The organism is Flavobacterium sp. PL11, from assembly GCF_035985025.1.
Taxonomy (GTDB): domain Bacteria; phylum Bacteroidota; class Bacteroidia; order Flavobacteriales; family Flavobacteriaceae; genus Flavobacterium.
The window spans coordinates 1-19,980 of sequence record NZ_JAXCIA010000007.1 but is presented as its reverse complement, the minus strand read 5'-3'; the positions used below and the strand labels follow the sequence as shown (position 1 = coordinate 19,980).

Here is a 19,980-nt window from a genome sequence, read left to right as displayed (position 1 = left end):
TGTTTTGACATTTTTTCATTGGTGCAAATGTAAAAAAATAATATAAACACTCAGTGTGCTTTTTATAAAATTTTATTATGATTTATAATCTTCAAACGCCTCAATAATTAGTTCATTTTCAACGGATTGATTGATTTTTATTTTTCCTATTCCGTTTAGTAATGCAAACTGTATATTGCCATATTCGTTTTTCTTGTCATGAATCAATAATTCCAAGATAGGTTGGATATCATTTTCTTCAAAAAGGATGTCATCATAAATTGATTTTAAGCTGGATTTAATCTGTAGATATTCCTTTTTATCTATTAATTTTTTACTCATAGAGATATAACTTTCTAATATCATTCCTACAGCAATTGCTTCACCATGCAGTAATGTTGTTTTATTTTCATTTTCTAAAAAGTGACTTTCAATAGCATGTCCTAGCGTATGACCAAAATTCAACGATTTCCGTATATTGTTTTCAGTTGGATCTTGTGTAACAATCTCATTTTTTATCTCAATAGAGCGATAAATTAAAGAATCGAAATCAGCAAAATCTACTGTTTTTAAATCTAAAAATTGTTCCCAATACATTTTATCATAGATCAAACCATGCTTTAGCATTTCAGCAAGACCTGAGCGCATTTCGTTTTGTGGCACCGTTTCAAGATATTGTGTATCTATAAGCACTATTTTTGGCACATTAATTACCCCAATTTGGTTTTTCAAATTGCCTAAATCAACTCCGTTTTTTCCTCCAACTGATGCATCGACCATTGCCAATAATGATGTGGGGATATGAATAAAGTCAATACCTCTTTTAAAAGTAGAAGCAACAAAACCTCCTAAATCAGTTACAACGCCACCACCGAGATTTATTATTAGTGTTTTTCTATCAGCGCCAAGTTCAGTTAGGACATTCCAAACTTGAGCACAAGTTTCTATATTTTTATTTTCTTCCCCTGCTTCAAATTCAATAATTTCAATCGTTAAATCTGATTCTAAATAAGGTAAAAAGGTAGGTAGGCAAAACTCATTTGTATTACTGTCTACTATGATAAATATATTAGAATATTTATTTACTTTTAAGTGAATGTTTAGTGCTTGGTATCCCTTTTCGTTAAAATGTATGGAATAACTATTGGCTTGAATTGACTGCATATTTACTATTTTATTATATTGGCAAAATAAGGTAATTTTTGCTGAATAATGTTTAAAAGTCTCTTTATATTTGTACAAAAATATCACAATTAATGGAAAAATTATTTGATAACACACAAGTTGCATTCGCATTAAAAAGCGACACAGAACTAGATAGAGCTTATTTTCTTTTTAAAATGATCGATAATCAGCCGTTAGTTCGAATAGGTACCGCGGTAACTAATTTTGCTTTAAAAGCAAATCTTCCTGTTGAGGGATTGATTCGAGCAACTGTTTTTGATCATTTTTGTGGAGGTATAAATGAAGTTGATTGTCTTTCAGTGGTTGATAAATTGTACACTAAAGGAGTATCATCAGTGCTTGACTATTCTGTAGAAGGAAAAGAGGAAGAAAATCAATTTGATGCGGCCTTAAAAATGACTTTAAAAACCATAGAATTTGCTAAAGAGCGTCTCGCAATTCCTTTTGCCGTTTTTAAACCTACTGGTTTTGGAAGATTTGAATTGTATGAAAAAATTGGTACAAAGGAGGTTTTAACTTTATCAGAAAGTGAAGAGTGGAGCAGAGTTGTAAATCGATTTGACTTAGTTTGCAGTGAAGCTTATAAAAAAAATGTGGCATTGTTAATTGATGGAGAAGAAAGCTGGATGCAAGATGCAGCCGATGAATTAGTGACACAAATGATGCAGAAATACAATAAAGATAAATGTATTGTCTTTAATACATTGCAATTATACCGCTGGGATCGCTTAGATTATCTTAAAAAATTACACGAAAAAGCTAAAAGCGAAGGTTTTTTTATTGGGATGAAGTTAGTTCGTGGCGCTTATATGGAAAAAGAAATTACACGCGCTATTGAAAAAGGATATCCATCGCCAATATGTGAGACCAAAGATGCAACGGATAAAAACTATGATGAAACCGTAATCTACATGATGGAACATTTAGATCAAATGTCAATTTTTTCCGGGACGCACAATGAATTAAGTACTTATAGATTGATGGACTTAATGAATGAAAAAGCTATTAAAAGCAATGATGATAGAATTTGGTTTGGCCAATTATATGGTATGAGTGATAACATCAGTTATAATTTGTCTGAAAACGGATACAATGTTGCCAAATATTTACCTTTTGGACCGGTAAAAGATGTGATGCCCTATTTAATTCGTCGCGCTGAAGAAAATACTTCGGTAGCTGGACAAACAAGTCGGGAATTATCGATGATTAAAACCGAGAGAAAGAGGAGGAAGGGGAAGTAGTGGTTCGTGGTTCGTGGTTCGTGATTCGTGATTCGTGGTTCGTGGTTCGTGATTCGTGATTCGTGGTTCGAGATTCGTGATTCGTGGTTCGAGATTCGTGGTTCGTGATTCGTGGTTCGTGATTTGTGGTTCGTGGTTCGAGATTCGTGGTTCGTGATTGGTGATTTGTGATTCGTGATTCGTGATTTGTGATTCGTGATTCGTGATTCGTGTTCCGTTGTTTTATAAGTCAAAAAGCTCCAATTTTTCAATTGGAGCTTTTTGACTTATTTGTATTTCTTATTATTACTCTTGCGTAACTTATTAAGGAATTTTTTTAAGAATTGCTAAACTGTAAATTGCTTAGGTTTTTATAAATACCCTTTTCTAAACTGATCAATTCTTGATGTGTACCTTGTTCAGAAATGGTTCCATTATCCAATACTAAAACTTGATTCGCGCTGCCACTAATTGAAAGTTATGATAAATTAATACTTCTTGCTTTTTACTGTATCGTATTTTTATCAAATTTATCAGATAATTGACTGTAATTTGCTAAGAAAGAGTAAATTAAATGTTGAAAAATTGATCAAGTGACATCGTTGTATGCCGTGTACACTATCGCTACCATCCTCGTGTCGCAAACGAAAGTTGATCCTCTATTACTTAATTAGCGCGTTAAAACATTCAAAATTTACAAGAAATGTAAAAGAGCTGCTTTCAGAAAAGTTCATTAGATGTTAATTTATGTCCTATAAATCATCTTTGATGTTTTGCTAAATCTTGCTATATACTTTTAAGTATAAATTAATCTATACTTTTTAGTACATATTAAAAAACAAAGAATATATTTGTCCTTAAGGTTTATTTGAATTATTAAAAAAAAACATTATTAAAATTTAAAACTTTTTAACAATGAAAATAACAGCCCAAGACGAATATGGTTTAAGAATATTAGTTCGCATTGCAAAATGCAAAGATCATTCTGGATTGAGCATTCCGCAACTCAGTCAAGCTGAAGGATTGTCACAGCCCAATGTTTCTAAATTAACCCGAATACTAAGAATGGAAGGTTTGATAAACAGCACCAAAGGCCATGTTGGCGGATATGTGCTTGCCAGATCTGCAAATATGATAACGGTAAATGATATTTTGAATTCGTTAGGCGGACGTTTATTTGATGAACAATTTTGCGTAAACCATGTTGGCATAATGAAAATATGTAGCAACTCGACAGATTGCTCCATTCGCTCGCTTTGGACCATCGTTCAATCTGCTATAGACAAATTATTAGATACGATAACACTTGCTGATTTATCGCACGGTGAAAAAGAGGCTAACGTTATTTTTCAAAGCCTATTTGAAGAAATAACAACTCAGAATAAAGGCGTATTATAATCAATATTAAAAGATAAAATGATAACAGTTTCAGAAAACGCAAAACAACACTTGTTACGATTAATTGCAAACGAAAATAGTCCGGAAGGAACCTTTATCCGCGTAGGTGTTGACGTTGGTGGTTGTTCCGGTCTTACTTATAAACTGCCCTTTAATCATATTATTACGCAAACCGATACGATTTTTGAAGATAAAGGAATACAAATCGCCGTTGACAAAAAAAGCTTTTTGTATCTAATAAAGACAGAACTTGATTAGGTAGGAGGATTAAACGGAAAAGGATTTGCATTTGTCAATCCAAATGCAAGTAGAGCATGCGGTTGTGGGAAGTTGTTTGGCGTGTAAAATAGTTGAAAAAGTTTAAAGTGCCAAAGCGCAAAATGGAGACATATTTCTTGAAAAATAGTACACATTGCAACATTGGAGTTATGAAAAATAGTAAAAAAATGGCAATTATAATAACAGATGAATGTATTAATTGTGGCGCTTGTGAACCAGAATGTCCTAATAATGCAATTTACGAAGGCGGAGATGAATAGCGTTTTTCTGATGGAACTTCAATAAAGGGACTATTCACTTCAAAAAGCGGATTGACCGCCGATGTTAATGAACCGCAATAACAGGTCTCGAATGATGTTTATTATATAGTGGCCGACAAATGTACTGAGTGTATTGGTTTTCATGATGAGCCACAATGTGCCGCCGTTTGTCCTGTTGATTGTTGTGTAGATGATAAAAACTGGCATGAAAGTAAAGAAGAACTATTTGCCAAAAAAGACAGTATGCATTTAATATTATAATCAAAATGATTTTTGGAATTGGGATTTACCAATGAACAAAATAACAATCGTAAAACTTAAATAATATGAACGAGGTTTTAGAACAAAAACTTAGTACAGAATACAAATACGATTTTGTAACCGATTATGAAGCTGACCACGCACCGAAAGGAATAAATGAAGATTTTATTCGTTTTATTTCTGCAAAGAAGGACAAATCCGAATGGATTTTAGCCTACAGATTGTAGGCAATAACCATCAGAAGCATGGAAGCTTTCGAAATATGGAAAGACAAATATTCTGAAGCAAAAATTATTAATTAATCCTTTGGGTGCAATTATTAATTTAATAAGGAACTAGTTTACAGATTTCTAAGCAAAATAGTGTAAACCTAATTTTTTAAAATAAAATGGAGATAATAAAAAAATTGAGCATTGATATAAAACACATAGCAACACTTAATGGCCACAGTGGCTGTGTTTATGCGATCGATAAAGGTACAACTGAACATACGGTTTTTACCGGTGGCAGTGATAAATTTATTGCACTTTGGAATTTAGAAACCTTGCAAGCCGAAAAATTTACAGCTTCATTGCCATCTCCTATTTATACAATTTGTCATATTCCTGAAAAAAATATAATACTGGCGGGAACAACTACTGGGAGCATTCACATAATTGATTTAGAAAAAAAGAAAGAAATTAAAATACTGCAACATCATCTGGCTCCTGTTTTTGATATAAAATATTCATTAGAAACCAATTGTTTTTATTCCGCTGGTGGAGATGGTAATTTTGCCGTTTGCTCACTCGATACTTTGTCATTGGTAAAAATGAAAAAATTATCACACGAGAAAGTACGTAGCATTGATTTGAATTATATTACTTCTGAAATAGCGGTTGCCTTGGGTGATTGCTATATTCTTATTTTCGATCTGCACACATTGGAATATAAAAAAGATTTTATTGCGCACAAACTTGCGTCAAATGTTGTGCGTTATAGTCCAGATGGCAAATTCCTTTTGACAGGAGGAAGAGATGCTCATTTAAACATTTGGTCAGTTGGAAATTACGAATTAGTACACTCAATTTCGGCACACAATTGGGCAATTTACGATATTGTATTTAGTCCAGACGCTACTTTATTTGCCACGGCTAGTCGTGATAAAAGTATCAAAATTTGGGATGCAAAAACGTTTCAATTGTTACAACGCATCACAAAAGAAAATTTTGACGCGCATACACACTCGGTAAACAAATTAATTTGGAGTACTTATTATAATTATTTAGTATCTGTAGGGGATGATAAAATGGTTATGGTATGGGAAGTAAATAGAATATAAAAATCTACAACACATTATATTTGGTGGTTCTCGTTCAAAAAAAAGTTTACAGAAAATAATAGGAAAAAGGAGTTAAAAATAATAGAAATCACAAAAGAATAAGTTTTCGAAACTTAAAAAAATGCAAAAGATCTTGATTTAAAAAAGGATTTGGTAACTCTGCACACTATAAAAGATTGGAAGTAAAAAATTAAAGGTCATTGTAGTAATGAGAACGCCTGCATACTAAACGGAAGAACTGATTTACAACACTTTTCTAAATTCAATTTCGCATTTTTTAGCTAAAAAAACGAATATAAATGTCAAAATGATCTGCGATTTTTTTTCTGTAAAAGCAGTTGTTTTTTACTGCCAAAAGTTAAAAATAGTATTAAAGTAGCGTCAGTTAAAAATGATGTCGGGAAATTAAAATCACCTGCCCAATTAGCAGATGTTAAATGCAGAATTATTAAAATTACGCCTGTCTTTTTTCAATAAAAGTGTAAAAAAATTTAAAAAAATGAACTTAATGATCTTTATTCTAGACGAAATAAGGCTAAATTTTGTCATAAAGAAATCTGTAATGATTTTTTTTGTACTTTTTGAGGGCTGAATAAGGATTAAATTTGGCAAAAAAGAAAAGCAAGTATTTTTACATATTAAAAAAATAGGCGTTAAAAACGGCGCTACAATTAAAATACGCTTGTAATATGCTGTTCGGAAGTAATGAAGATTAGTTTTTATTATCTTCCCCTTGTTATAAAACAGACATTTCAAGTTTTTACAACTCTCTAAAGAGAATTAATATATAGGTCAGTATGAAAAATTCAACGGAAGGTCCTTTTAGACCAAATGAAACCAAAGTTACCGATTCAAATTTTACTTATGGTCATAACCAATCAGATGTATATGACTGGCTATCGGATATTGTTACACCACTTGATGATAAAATTTACAATATTATAGAGATTAAATTCAAAGGATCTCGTAAGGAATTTTATTTGAATCATCAAAATATGGATTTAAAAAACGGAGAATTAGTTGTTGTTGATGGCAATAGGAGTGGTTATGATATAGGACACGTTTCGTTGACGGGTGAACTAGTGCATTTACAGCTTAGGAAGAAAAATGTGCATAAAGAAGATATCTTCAAAAAAATCCATCGTAAAGCGACTCCTTATGATGCAAATAAATGGAAGCTTGCCAAAGAGAGTGAATTACCAACGATGTTAAAAGCACGCTGCATAGCAAGAGAGCTGGGAATATTGATGAAACTAACTGATGTAGAATATCAGGGTGATAAATCTAACGCTACATTTTATTACACCGCCGAAGGACGTGTCGATTTTCGTGCGCTAATTAAACATCTTTCGGAAGCATTTCACATAGGCATTGAGATGCGACAAATTGGGTTACGTGAAGAAGCAAATCGCATTGGCGATATTGGTCCTTGTGGAAGCTATATGTGTTGCCAAACTTGGTCAACTAATTTTAAAACCGATTCTCCTTGGGTATCTCTTCACAAAAAAAATTCTTTATATAAGCGACAAGCTGGTAAATTTGAATGTTACATCAATGATGAGAGTGAAAATAACCAACAAATTAAATCAGATGCTTACAGGGATGATTCCCGCACAAGCAAAAAATCTGCAGTTCCTAAGCCTTTGTCCTATGTAAATGTTGTAGGTCAGGATAGTATAACTCGTTTTGATAATAAAGAAAGTGAGTTAAAAAAAAACAATCTCAAAAAAAAGAAACGCAAACCGTTATAATAAGTTAAAAATATACAACCATGTCAGAACATAAAGTTGCTATAAGTTGGAAAAATGAGCAGGATGATTTCTCGTATAAAAATTATGATCGAACTCACAGCTGGAAATTTGGCGGTGATATTGTTATTAAAGCCTCTGCCGCACCAGAATATCTTGGCAAAAAAGAATTTGTAAACCCCGAAGAAGCATTTGCTGCTTCATTAGCAAGCTGCCACATGCTTACTTTTCTTGCACTTGCATCAATAAAAAAATATACCATATCATTTTACGAGGATAATGCTGTAGCTATTTTGGAAAAAAATGAAAAATTTTCTTCGTCAAGCTCAGGACCAGCAAGAATGGCCATCACAAAACTTTATCTAAGGCCAAAAATAACCTTTTCAGGAGATAACATTCCTAATGAGACTATAATAAATGAAATCCATCATCGTGCACACATGGAATGTTTTATTGCAAACTCGGTTTTAACAGAAATAATTATTGAGCCTGTATTTAATAAAGTATAAATTGTCAATAGGACATAACAATTCATCTGCTAGTCAAGTTTTAACAAAGATGATTTTTACTTTATAGTTTCATTATCTAGTTTCCTTTTTAAAATTTGAGAGCGCTTAATCTTAGTTGTTAGGGATTCTTAAATCAAAATTTGAATCTCACAAAATATAAAAGCAAATAAAAAAGATAAATTTATATCTATTTCAGCTGAAAAATTAAACAATTGAAAATACTATTTTTAGTAAAATCATCTAAAGTTTTTAGTTTTAATCTAAAGGAAGTTTTTTTCTATTATTGTACTTTTTAAAACTCCCACCCGTATCTGTTTTTATCAGAATGAGTGGGTTGGACAAAAAATTAAGAATTACTAAATTGTAAATTACTTAGGTTTTTATAGATACCGTTTTCTAAATTGATCAATTCTTGATGTGTACCTTGTTCAGAAATGGTTCCACTATCCAAAACTAAAATTTGATCTGCACTTCGTATAGTTGAAAGTCTATGTGCTATGATAATGCTTGTTCTTCCTTCCATCAAAATTTCTAATGCCTCTTGAACTAGTTTTTCGCTTTCACTGTCCAATGACGAAGTTGCTTCGTCTAAAATTAAAATACTTGGATTTTTTAGTAATGCTCTTGCAATTGCAATACGTTGTCTTTGTCCGCCAGACAATTTAATTCCTCTTTCGCCCACGAGCGTTTCAAATTTTTCAGGAAAACTTTCGATAAAAGTAAAAGCATTAGCTTGTTTTGCCGCTAAAAGAATTTCCTCATCTGATGCGTCTGGTTTTCCGTATGCAATGTTTTCTTTAATGGTTCCACCAAATAAAATCACATCCTGAGGAACAATACTCATATTGCCTCGAAGTTGTTCCAAATCAAAATCGTAAATGTTTTTTCCATCTACCAATATTTCTCCGCTATCAATATTATAAAAACGCAATAGTAGTGAAGCAATTGTTGACTTTCCTGTTCCACTTGGTCCTACAATTGCTATTTTTTGACCAAATTTAGCTGTGAAATTAACATCTTTTAAAACTTTGATTTCTTTACGGGATGGGTAACTAAATTTTACATTCTTGAAAGTTACATCCCCCTTTATTTTCTGAGTGGCTGCATTTTGAACTGAATTAATTTTTTCTGGTGATTCATCTAATAATTCAAATACACGCTCTGTGGCTCCAATCGCTTTTTGAATTTGGGCATAAAGCTCTGCAATTCCTCCAAACGAGGCTCCAACAAAAGTAGAGTACAAAACAAATGAAATTAATTGTCCAACGCTCATCTCGCCACTTATACTTAAACGAACGCCAAACCAAACAACGGCAACGATAGCTCCAAATAAGCAGAAAATGATAAAAGAAGCAAAGTAACCCCTATATTTCCCTCCTTTTATGGCTATTGCGACAACTTCCTTGATTTTGCCATTATAACGCGCAATTTCATACCATTCATTGGCGAAAGCCTTCACAATAGAGATCCCTTGCATTGTTTCTTCAACAATAACTTGGCTTTCAGCCACTTTATCTTGAACACTTTTGGAATATTTTCTAATAAACCTTCCAAATATAACTGCAGCAACGGCAACTAAAGGAACGACTGATAACATCAATAATGTAAGTTTAATACTTTCATTTGCAAGTAATAAAACACCACCAATAATTAGAATAAATTGTCGTAAAAATTCAGCAATTGTTGAAGTTAATGTGTCTTGAATTTGCGTTATATCAGAACTAATGCGGCTATTTAATTCACCCACGCGCTTTTGTGAAAAGAATGACATAGGGAGTTTTACTAAATTGCTATACAATGCTAATCTTAAACTTGCCAAAGTGTTCTCGGTAAAATTTACAAATAAATACAACCTAAAAAAGGAAAAAATGGATTGCATAAATAATATTACAACTAAACCAAGCGCAATATAATTAGCTTGCGACATATCTTTATTTTTTACGCAGTCAATAAGCATTCCCATCAATTTAGGAAAGGCTAGGGCAGTTGCGCCTGTAAACAGTAAAAAAACTAAACCAACATAAAATTTCCATTTATGATTGCCTGCGTATTTAAAAATTATCAGTGCTTTATTGAGAGAAGTTGCTGTAATTTTTGATTTGGGTAAATCATTTTCTTTGAATCTTGCCATCATTTATTATTTATGCGACAAATGTAAGACTATAGCAAGTCACTACAAAAAAATCATATCGATTAGTCTCTTATTTAAAATGCTGTAAAAGAGTGGGAAAGAAAATAAATGCTAATTTTTAATAATTTATTTCAAAAAAGTGCTTGCAGATACCATTTCTAAATGTATATTTGCACCAGCAATAACGGAAACAAAACTGCTAAAATGCATGAGGGCGATTAGCTCAGCTGGTTCAGAGCACCTCGTTTACACCGAGGGGGTCGGGGGTTCGAACCCCTCATCGCCCACAAAAGACAAATAACGCCAATGTAAGACATTGGCGTTTTTGTTTTCAGATTTATACTATTTTAGGTTTTCAAAAAAAGTCAAAATTGGTATCAAGTGCTCGATTGTAGCCACTGACAGCCCCCCAATAATTACAAACCTCCAAAGTCATTTGATTTTGGAGGTTTTTTTGGTTCGAAGAATTGACAGATATTTTATAAAATCTCTCAACACCATTAATTGCTATAATGGCAGGTTCGAATTGCGTAAGGTCCTAAGAAATAATCCAATAACAATAATTTTTTTTACTCCTACATTTTTTTTCTCTTTTTAGGATTAATTAATTATCAACCAAACAAATCACAAAAGTGGTTTTTCCATCATCATTTTTATGCGCCAAATAGCCGCCATGAGCTTCTACAATGCTTTTTGACAAAGTCAAGCCAATTCCGGAACCTTCTTTGCGAGTAGTGAAAAAGGGTAAGAATATTTTACTTTCTATTTCTTTTTCAATGCCTTTTCCATTATCGGTAATCATTATAAAAGTTCTCTTTTCTTTTACTTCCGCCGAAATAACAATCTGTTTCTTTACGCCATCTTTCAAAGCATAAATACAATTCGTTAAAAGATTAATCAATACCTGTTCCATTTGCTGAGAGTCAACATTTAGCCAGCGGTCAAAAGAAATCGTGTTTATGACTTCTATTTGCTCTTTTTTAAATAGTGGAGCCATGATTTGAAAACTGTTTTCAATCCATTTCAAAAATTCTGTTTTTTCTTTTTTGGGAGAAGGTAACATAGCTAGTTTGCGATAGCTTTCTACAAATTGCTGTAAATGGTCGCTTCGTCTCAAAATTGTGGCAACACTACTTTTCATATCATCTAAATCTTCCGCTGAAATGGTTTCCTGTTGAACTAAATCTTGTAAATTCTGAGAAAGTGATCGAATGGGAGTAATAGAATTTAAAAGCTCATGCGAGATCACTTTCATCAAATTGCTCCAGGCTTCTTTCTCTTTTTTCTCAATTACATTCTGAATTGAATCCAGTGAAACAATAAAATAATCCTGATTGTAAATTTCACTTCTGGAAGTCTGCATCAGAAATGTTTGTGTGTCTTGCTGATTAACACGGATTTCTAATGACGTTTTAATTTCTTGAAAATCCTGCTGTTCAATAATTTCACATAGAGAAGGTAACTGATTTTTCAAGTATTTCCATTTAGAAACTTTTGGCACATCAAAATGCTTGGAAAAATAGTCATTCATCAAAAAAATTTTCCAGTCGTTTCTATCTTTTTGCAGAATAATAATTCCCGTTTCGATAGTATTTAGAATAGAACGATACACAATATCTTTTGAAACCTGTTCGTTTTCTTTGCTTTTCAGGGTTTCATATAATTTGAATAAATTGGAATAATTTTGATACGATTTATGTTTGGAAAAATCCGAGGTGAAATCATTTTGCAAAATGGAAGCAATTATTCTGTCGTAAAGCAGAAAGGCATTTTTAAGATAAAAATACATTTCTACCATAAGTAAGAAAACCATAAAAAGACCAAATACAGCGGTAAAAACCAATCCTTTCTGAAAAAGAAAAATGGAAATTCCAGCAACGGAAAGAATAATAATCAATCTAAGAAAAAGGAGTTGGTATATTTTTAAAGATGTAAACATATTAGTTAATGTTATATTTTTCTAAACGTCGGTATAATGCACCTCTAGATAATCCTAGTTCCTCGGCAGTTTTACTAATATTATTGTTATTTTTCAACAGGATTTTCTCAATAGCCGTTTTTTCTACAGCCGAAAGTTGAATGTCATCTTGATTCTCTTCATAAGTTGTGATTTGCTCTAAATCTAAATCTGAAACGTTAATATGATTGTTCTCGCAAAGAATCACGGCGCGTTCTATTCTGTTTTCCATTTCTCGAATATTTCCATTCCAAGCGTGATTTGCTATTTGTTCCAATGCTTTTTCGTCAAAAGTAATTGTGTCTCGTCCGTATTTTGTCATCATTTTTTGCAAAAGATACTGCGACAAAGGAATTTTATCTTCGATTCGCTCGCGCAATGGAGGCAACACGATTTCCATAGTGTTGATGCGATAATATAAATCTTCTCTAAAATTTTTATCGGCAACTTCCTGTTTCAAATTCAGGTTGGTGGCTGTAATAATGCGAACATTCAGCGGCCTAGCTTTTGATTCTCCTAAACGGGTTACCATTTTGGTTTGAATTATCTGCAAGAGTTTAGATTGTAAATGCAATGGGACGTTTCCTATTTCATCCAAAAAAATAGTGCCGTTTTGAGCCATTTCAAAACGTCCTGGCGTATCAACCTTCGCATCTGTAAAAGCTCCTTTAGCATAGCCAAATAATTCGCTTTCAAAAATATTGGAATTTAAAGAACCCAAATCAACGTGAATAAAAGGACTATTTTTTCGCTCTGATTGCAAATGGATATGATGTGACAACACAAATTTACCGGTTCCGTTCTCACCAAGTATTAACACATTGGCGTCGGTTTTGGCTACTTTATCGGCCAGAGAATAAGCTTTTTTTATAACCTCTGAATTACCAACAAAAAATTCGTCTACAATCTCGATATTATTTGATTTCTTTTGCTCTTTCCTACTTTTGTCAACTGCTTGTTTTACAACGCTAAGTAATTTTTCGTTTTCCCAAGGTTTCAAAATATAATCAAAAGCACCTGCTTTTAAACCTTCTACAGCTGTTTCTACTTTACCAAAAGCGGTCATCAAAATAACGATCGTTTTTGGCGAAAGCGTTTTTATTTCTTTTAATAAATACAAACCTTCTCTGCCGTCTTCAAACCCTATTCTGTAATTCATATCGAGCAAAACCACATCAATGTTGTTTTGTGATAATAGTTCCACAACATTTTTAGGGTTATTAAGCGTATAAATATTTTCAAAGTGCTTTTTAAGTAGCATTTTGGAAGCAAAAAGAATATCTTCTTGATCATCTATGACTAATATGGAGGCGTTGGTCTTTTTCATTCTAATGCAATAGCTATCTTTTTTTATTCAGAAAATGGAATCATTGTTCGGTTTCGGACAAATAGTGTTCAATTATGGACACAGTGTAAATTTTATTAAAATTAAAATACTGATTATAAGATTATTATAATTTTTAATTTTCTGGTACGATTATCCTAATAGACTATACAAATAATAAACAATGGACACCAAAATCGTACGTAAAACTAACAAAAATAAGTATCTTTTACTGGCTTTGCCAATTATCTTACTCTTTGGGTATTTTGTTTTTACATCTGCTACCAAAAAAAGAAGTTTGAACGTAAAAAGAGCTGAAATTACAATTAAGACCGTTGAAAATAATTTTTTCGAGGATTTTATGTCTTTTCAGGCGAAAGCAGTTCCATTAAATTCAATGTTAGTGAATATTATAGAAGGTGGAGCCGTTCAGGAAATATTCGTCGAAAATGGCGATATGGTTATAAAGGGGCAACCTCTTGCAAGATTGTACAATCCTAATGCAGAGCTGGCATATATGCAACAGGAAACAGCAATTATTGAACAAATTAATAATTTGGATAAAGCCAAACTCGATTTGAGAAATCAGGAATTGAATTTAGAAAAAGACTTGATTGGTATAGAACACGATTATTTGGATGCCAAAAACTTATTCGAATTGAACCAAAAACTTTTTGACAAAGAAATACTTTCTAAAAATGAATGGGAAAAGACGCAAGAAAATTATCGTTTTCAAAAAGAACGCATGAACATCATTAAAAAAAGTGTCAAAAAAGAGAAACTAGCCAATCAAGGCCAGATAGGACAATTGAATCAATCTATTGGTTTCATGAATAAAAGTTTGGATATTTTGAGAATGAATAAAAAGAATTTCCTTATCACAGCACCAATTTCTGGTAGACTTTCTTCCTTTGAACCTATACTGGGGAAAACCTATGTGCAAAATACAAGTATTGGTTTTATTGATGACAGAAAAGGCTATAAGTTGATAGCTGACATCGATGAATTTTATTTGGATAAAATTGCAGCGCAACAAAAAGGAGCCGTAGATTTTGAAAACAAATCCATCGAAGTGCAAATAACCAAAGTGATTCCGGAAATTAAAAATGGAAGGTTTCAAGTAGAATTGGATTTTGTTTCATCTGAAAAATTAGATTTAAAACAAGGATTGAGTTTTGGTGTAAAACTAAACCTGTCAGAAAAAACCAAGACGGTAGTACTTTCCAAAGGAAGCTTTAACGAAGAAACTAGCGGAAAATGGATTTTTGTTGTCAATGGTAACAAAGCAGAGAGAAAAGCAATCAAATTGGGGCGAGAAAACCCTTTGTATTATGAAGTTCTCAGCGGTTTAAAAGCGGGCGAAAAAGTGATCACTTCATCCTATAAAGATTACAAAGAAGTCGAGATTTTGAATTTAGAATAAAGAAAAAGAGCTTAGAGGAAAGAAGCAAGAGTAAAGAGTAAATAATAAAGAGAAATAAACAAATATCATCAATCAAAAAACGAATAATAGTATGATTCAAATTAAAAATCTTTCTAAAGTATTTAGAACCGAAGAATTGGAAACAATGGCATTGAGTGAAGTTTCACTTACCATAAATCAAGGTGATTTTGTTTCAATTATGGGGCCTTCGGGAAGTGGAAAGTCCACTTTATTAAATATTATTGGATTGCTAGATAACGCTTCGAGCGGAAGTTATAAGTTACTCAATCAAGAAATTATTGGGCTGAAAGAAAAAGAAAAATCGAAAGCCAGAAAAGAAAATATTGGCTTTATTTTTCAGAATTTCAATTTGATTGACGAATTGTCGGTTTATGATAATATTGAATTGCCGTTGATTTACAATAACGTTTCTTCGGCTGAAAGAAAGAAAAAAGTAGAAACAATAGCTGATAAATTAGGAATTTCCCACCGATTAAAACATTATCCACAACAGCTTTCCGGAGGACAACAACAACGTGTAGCCGTGGCAAGAGCCTTAATTAACGATCCAAAAATTATTCTTGCCGATGAACCAACAGGAAATCTGGACAGCAAAAATGGAAATGAAGTAATGGAACTTTTAACTGATTTACATGCCAATGGAGCCACAATATTAATGGTAACGCACTCTGATTATGATGCTTCTTTTTCTCAAAAAACCATTTTGATGAAAGATGGAATGATACTTTCAGAAAAAGTTAATAACAGGAACGTGGATATATTAGGAACGGAATCTAAAAACTAAAATCATGCTAAAAAATTGGATAACTATATTTTTATACCACCTCAGAAAGAATAAGCTATTTTCTGCCTTGAATATTTTTGGATTGGCCATTGGAATTTCAGGATTAATTTTCGCATTACTGTATTGGAATGAAGAACAAAGTTATGATGCTTGGAATCCCGAAAAAGACAATGTGTATCAGGTTTTAGTACAGTTAACAGGAATGCCAGTTTTTTCAGATTGTGCTTTATTCCTAAAACCTATTTTAGATAAAGATACTAATGTAGAAAAGGTAGTTTATGCTGACAGCTGGTATCAAAAGGATAAAATTATCTACAAAGGCAAGAAAGAAATAGTTGATAAAATTATTAATGTTGAGCCTGATTTCTTTTCTCTTTTTCCATTTGAAATTATTAAGGGAGATGAGGTTTCGGCATTAAAAGATGATTCAAGTGTTGCTATTTCAGATGTGATTGTTAAACGAGTTTTTGGTGACGAAAATCCGATTGGTAAACAAATAACATGTTTGGATCAAATGTTTATAGTGCGCGCTGTGTATCATATTCCAGGGAACTCTTCAATTGCTCCAGATGTTATAATGAATAAAATGACGCAGTTCAAAAGTGAAAATACGACAGGACCTTTTATATTCAAGCTACTTCTTAAAATTAAAGATCCATCAAAAATTGAGAATACTCGAAAGAGTTTAGAGAAAACTTATAATCAAGATTTTGTTCGGAGAATTGCTCAGGAAGAAGGTTTTACTTTAGAAGAAATGGCTAAGAAAATGGGTCATTTTAATGTAGTTATAGAGCCACTTTCAAATGCGAGATTACATTCTATTACAGATGGATATCCAGAAGGGAGAGGGAATTATCAGTTTTTGTTGATTATGGTTGGGTTATCTGTTTTCATTCTCATTCTTTCGATTGTAAATTATATTAATTTGGCTACAGCGAATGCGGTTAAACGTGCTAAAGAAGTTGGTGTTCGAAAAGTTGTGGGGGCTTCAAAAGGTACTATTGTTATTCAATTTATTTTTGAAACTGCTCTAATAAGTTTGTTTTCGATTTTACTAGCATTAGTTATTGTTGAGTTGACTTTGCCGTATTACAATGATTTTTTAAATAAGAGTTTACGAATAATTGGTAGTCAGTTTTATCTGCAATTATTTCTGATTTTCTGTATTACAGTTTTGGTAGCAGGAATACTTCCAGCCGTTTACGTTGCTAATTTCGAAACTTTAAAAGTTCTCAAAGGCAATTTTGGAAGAAGTAAAAACGGAATCTGGTTGCGTAACGGAATGTTGATTTTCCAGTTTACAGTGGCTACTTTCTTTAGTGTTGGTTCTTATATTGTGTATCAGCAAATCGATTATCTAACCAATAAAGATTTAGGTTTTAAAGGAGATCAAGTGATGGAAATTAATTTGAATTTTCTGGATTCGGATTATGAAGTGGAAAACGTAGGGCAAAATATCTACAACAAATACAGTACAATAAAACAAGAACTGGCTAAAATAAAAGGTGTAGAACAAGCTTCTACAGGATTGATTTCATTTGATGGTTCAGATGATTCATTAGGAGGTGTATTGTACAATGATGAACTTTTTAAAGCACGGACAATTGCAGTTGATTTTGGTATGTTCGAAATGATGAAAATAGAAGTAGTTAAAGGAAGGTCTCTTGATCAGCAACATGCTTCGGATACTATTACTTCTGTGGTGATTAATGAAACAGCACAAAAATTGATGAACATGAAAGAGCCTATAGGAAAAGAACTAATTATCAAAGAACGAAAATTAAAAATCATAGGAGTTGTAAAAGATTTTAATTTATTAAGTCCTGAAGTTGAGGTGTCAGGGATGTATTTCTATCATCTTAAAACGGTAGATATTGCTCAAAATATCAATAAGGTTTTCGTAAAACTAAAATTGGATAATATTGAAAATACAATTACCGATATCGAAAAATTATGGGCAAAAATGGATACTGAGTATCCTTTTAAATATGATTTTGTCGATAAACAATATGCAAGAACTTATGAATCGTATGTGAAGCAAAAGAATCTATTTTCATTGTTGAATGTAGTGGTAATTCTAATCGCTCTTTCCGGGTTATTCGCCTTGGCTTCGTATTCAATTCAAAGACGCATGAAAGAAATTGCAATCAGAAAAACGCTTGGAGCAGAAACCAGTTTATTATTGAAAGAACTCTCTAAACAGTATGTTTTGTATTGTGTCATTGGGTTTTTAATTGCTTTGTTTCCCACCTATTATTTATTGAATATGTGGCTTGAGAATTTTGCTTTTAGAATTGAAATGACCTTGTTTCCATTCCTTTTTGGCTTTATAATATTATTGGTTTTAACGTTAATCATTGTTTTGTTAAGAGCCTATCAAGCAACAAAAACAGATGTTTTGAAATATTTAAAATATGAATAAAAAAATTGTTTTTACGGTTGTATTTTTAGCCTTTTGTGCATTGGCAAGTGCTCAGGGTACTTCTTGGTCGCTCACACGTTGTATGGAAACGGGATTGCAGAAGACTATTGAAATAAAAATCAGACAGCTGGAAATTAAAAGAACACAAAAATCACAAAATTCGGTTTTAAATCGAATGTTACCTACTGTCGATTTGTATGGACAGCAAGGTTATAATTTTGGTAGCACCATTGATCCTTCGACTAATGGAAGAGTAAGTTCTAATATTCAAAATGATAATTTCTATCTCAATGCCAAAACGAATCTGATTGATTTCAGTGCTTTTGCGAATGCTAAAAAAGACAAAATTAATATTGAGCAAGCCAAAGCGGATGTAGAAGTCATAGAAAATGAATACAAACTGCAAATTTTAGATGGCTATTATCAAGCACTTTATATACAGGAGTTATTGAAAATCCAAAAAGAACAACTCAAGCAAGCTTCATTCAATTTGGATAGAATAAATAAAGAAGTTGCTATTGGGAGTAAATCCCAAAGTGATTTATATGATATGCAGTTGAGCTTTTCGACTGAAGAAATCCGAAATCAGGAAACAGAGCAATTGTATGCTATAAAAAAGACAGAATTGTTTCAGTTGATGAATATTGTAGATGTGGCGACAGACGAAGTAATATTAGAACCTTATTTAAAGGAAGTAAATAAAGATTTTGATACTGAGTTGTATAATCCTAAAATTAAACTTGCCGAGCTCAATTATCAAAACAGTTTACAGTTGATCGGTTTAGAAAGAGCCAGCAATTATCCGATACTGTCAGCGTATTATGGATATTCTACTTTTTATTATAAAAATATAAAACAAGCAAATGCCAACACAGATTCTTTTTTCAATCAATTAGAAGATAATAAAAGTCAACAAGTTGGTATGCAGTTGAGCGTTCCTGTTTTCAATGGCTTTAGGAACAATAAAAAAATAAGTGCATCAAAAATAGCAGGTGATCAGGCAAAACTAGTAGTTGAACAGGAAAAACAACTATTAGAAAAACAAGTGATACTAGAAGAACAAAACAAAAGAAATTATTCGCAACTGCAATATAAATTAATCGAGAAGCAAAAGTTTGCTAGAGCTTCTTTTGCGACTACACAATCTAAATTTACTAGTGGCAAAGTGGAAGCAATTGTTTATTCCTCCGTGAAAAATCAATCGCTTTCGGCTGATTTTGAGGTTTTAAAAAACAATCTTCAATTGCAATATATTAATTTGAAAATAAACCTATTGAGAAGGAATCAGTTGTAAATATAATGAGTAATAATTAAAGGAATATTTAATCTAACGTAGTATCGATAACTTCTTTAAATCCTGCATAAAATGGTTCGGAAACGATCCCTTATGGACCACAGAAAAACAAACAACGCCATTGGAAGACAATGGCGTTGTTGTTTCACATTTATACTATTGTAGGTTTTCAAAAAAAGTCAAAATGGGTATCAAGTGTTCGATTGCAGTCCCTGACAGCCCACAAAATTTTAACAACTCCAAAGTCATTTGATTTTGGAGTTTTTTTTTAGATAAAACGCAATAAAATTAATTTATGGCTCTTCGCCTAAATTAGTGGAATTATATATTTTAGGCATTTCCTAAATAATACACCATCTTTATGAAATTCTGCGAATTTCTATAACCTCTTGCTCTAGATCTTGCTAACTGCATTACGCTATTTAATCCTTCTGAAACAGCATTTGTTATTCCCGTTTTGATAG

At 32.3% G+C, this 19,980-nt stretch carries 15 protein-coding genes, 1 tRNA gene and 2 pseudogenes; 13 read left to right on the top strand and 5 right to left on the bottom strand.

Features of this window, described 5'->3' with window-relative positions; translation table 11 throughout:
* Window positions 1–75: 75 nt before the first annotated feature.
* Window positions 76–1,143, bottom strand: coding sequence for a 3-dehydroquinate synthase (gene aroB / locus RCH18_RS05370; protein ID WP_326935728.1), 1,068 nt, complete (start codon window positions 1,141–1,143; stop codon window positions 76–78).
* A gap of 92 nt (window positions 1,144–1,235) precedes the next feature.
* Here aroB and RCH18_RS05365 point away from each other — a divergent pair, with 92 nt between their 5' ends.
* The 8 genes and pseudogenes from RCH18_RS05365 to RCH18_RS05330 all read left to right on the top strand — a co-directional run bounded on the left by RCH18_RS05365 (window position 1,236) and on the right by RCH18_RS05330 (window position 8,160).
* Window positions 1,236–2,405: a proline dehydrogenase family protein gene (locus RCH18_RS05365; protein ID WP_326935727.1), complete on the top strand. Its 1,170-nt coding sequence runs from the start codon at window positions 1,236–1,238 to the stop codon at window positions 2,403–2,405.
* A gap of 894 nt (window positions 2,406–3,299) precedes the next feature.
* Window positions 3,300–3,782: an RrF2 family transcriptional regulator gene (locus RCH18_RS05360; protein WP_326935726.1), complete on the top strand. Its 483-nt coding sequence runs from the start codon at window positions 3,300–3,302 to the stop codon at window positions 3,780–3,782.
* A gap of 18 nt (window positions 3,783–3,800) precedes the next feature.
* Window positions 3,801–4,127, top strand: a pseudogene (locus RCH18_RS05355) (HesB/IscA family protein).
* A gap of 83 nt (window positions 4,128–4,210) precedes the next feature.
* Window positions 4,211–4,582, top strand: a pseudogene (locus tag RCH18_RS05350) (4Fe-4S binding protein).
* Window positions 4,583–4,647: 65 nt separating this feature from the next.
* A complete protein-coding gene (locus RCH18_RS05345) occupies window positions 4,648–4,809 on the top strand; it encodes a hypothetical protein (protein ID WP_326935725.1) in 162 nt (53 codons plus the stop codon).
* Window positions 4,810–4,970: 161 nt separating this feature from the next.
* Window positions 4,971–5,903: a WD40 repeat domain-containing protein gene (locus tag RCH18_RS05340; protein WP_326935724.1), complete on the top strand. Its 933-nt coding sequence runs from the start codon at window positions 4,971–4,973 to the stop codon at window positions 5,901–5,903.
* Window positions 5,904–6,700: 797 nt separating this feature from the next.
* On the top strand, window positions 6,701–7,654 hold the full coding sequence (locus RCH18_RS05335) for a PSP1 domain-containing protein (RefSeq protein WP_326935723.1): 954 nt from the start codon (window positions 6,701–6,703) through the stop codon (window positions 7,652–7,654).
* Between the two features lie 20 nt (window positions 7,655–7,674).
* Window positions 7,675–8,160, top strand: a complete 486-nt coding sequence (locus RCH18_RS05330; RefSeq protein ID WP_326935722.1) for an OsmC family protein — start codon at window positions 7,675–7,677, stop codon at window positions 8,158–8,160.
* A gap of 346 nt (window positions 8,161–8,506) precedes the next feature.
* Here the strand turns inward: RCH18_RS05330 and RCH18_RS05325 are convergent, their stop codons facing one another.
* The gene (locus RCH18_RS05325; RefSeq protein ID WP_326935721.1) at window positions 8,507–10,291 is read right to left on the bottom strand and encodes an ABC transporter ATP-binding protein; all 1,785 of its coding nucleotides are present in this window, start codon (window positions 10,289–10,291) and stop codon (window positions 8,507–8,509) included.
* A gap of 212 nt (window positions 10,292–10,503) precedes the next feature.
* On the opposite strand from RCH18_RS05325, the gene RCH18_RS05320 reads away from it, so the two are divergent.
* A tRNA-Val gene (locus RCH18_RS05320) sits at window positions 10,504–10,578 on the top strand.
* Between the two features lie 317 nt (window positions 10,579–10,895).
* On the opposite strand, the gene RCH18_RS05315 is transcribed toward RCH18_RS05320, so the two are convergent.
* Both RCH18_RS05315 and RCH18_RS05310 read right to left on the bottom strand, forming a co-directional pair.
* On the bottom strand, window positions 10,896–12,230 hold the full coding sequence (locus tag RCH18_RS05315; RefSeq protein ID WP_326935720.1) for a sensor histidine kinase: 1,335 nt from the start codon (window positions 12,228–12,230) through the stop codon (window positions 10,896–10,898).
* A gap of 1 nt (window position 12,231) precedes the next feature.
* A complete protein-coding gene (locus RCH18_RS05310) occupies window positions 12,232–13,575 on the bottom strand; it encodes a sigma-54-dependent transcriptional regulator (RefSeq protein ID WP_326935719.1) in 1,344 nt (447 codons plus the stop codon).
* A gap of 181 nt (window positions 13,576–13,756) precedes the next feature.
* Here RCH18_RS05310 and RCH18_RS05305 point away from each other — a divergent pair, with 181 nt between their 5' ends.
* From RCH18_RS05305 to RCH18_RS05290, 4 genes are all read left to right on the top strand, one after another.
* Window positions 13,757–14,995: an efflux RND transporter periplasmic adaptor subunit gene (locus tag RCH18_RS05305; RefSeq protein WP_326935718.1), complete on the top strand. Its 1,239-nt coding sequence runs from the start codon at window positions 13,757–13,759 to the stop codon at window positions 14,993–14,995.
* Between the two features lie 91 nt (window positions 14,996–15,086).
* Entirely contained in the window at window positions 15,087–15,800 is a 714-nt protein-coding gene (locus tag RCH18_RS05300; protein ID WP_326935717.1) for an ABC transporter ATP-binding protein, read from the top strand.
* 4 nt (window positions 15,801–15,804) lie between these two features.
* Complete coding sequence (locus RCH18_RS05295) at window positions 15,805–18,222, top strand: ABC transporter permease (protein WP_326935716.1); 2,418 nt, start codon at window positions 15,805–15,807, stop codon at window positions 18,220–18,222.
* On the top strand, window positions 18,215–19,516 hold the full coding sequence (locus RCH18_RS05290) for a TolC family protein (RefSeq protein ID WP_326935715.1): 1,302 nt from the start codon (window positions 18,215–18,217) through the stop codon (window positions 19,514–19,516). The genes RCH18_RS05295 and RCH18_RS05290 overlap by 8 nt, the downstream gene beginning before the upstream one ends.
* A gap of 330 nt (window positions 19,517–19,846) precedes the next feature.
* Here RCH18_RS05290 and RCH18_RS05285 read toward each other — a convergent pair.
* The coding region (locus tag RCH18_RS05285) for a transposase (protein WP_326935824.1) at window positions 19,847–19,980 on the bottom strand (134 nt) is incomplete at its 5' end.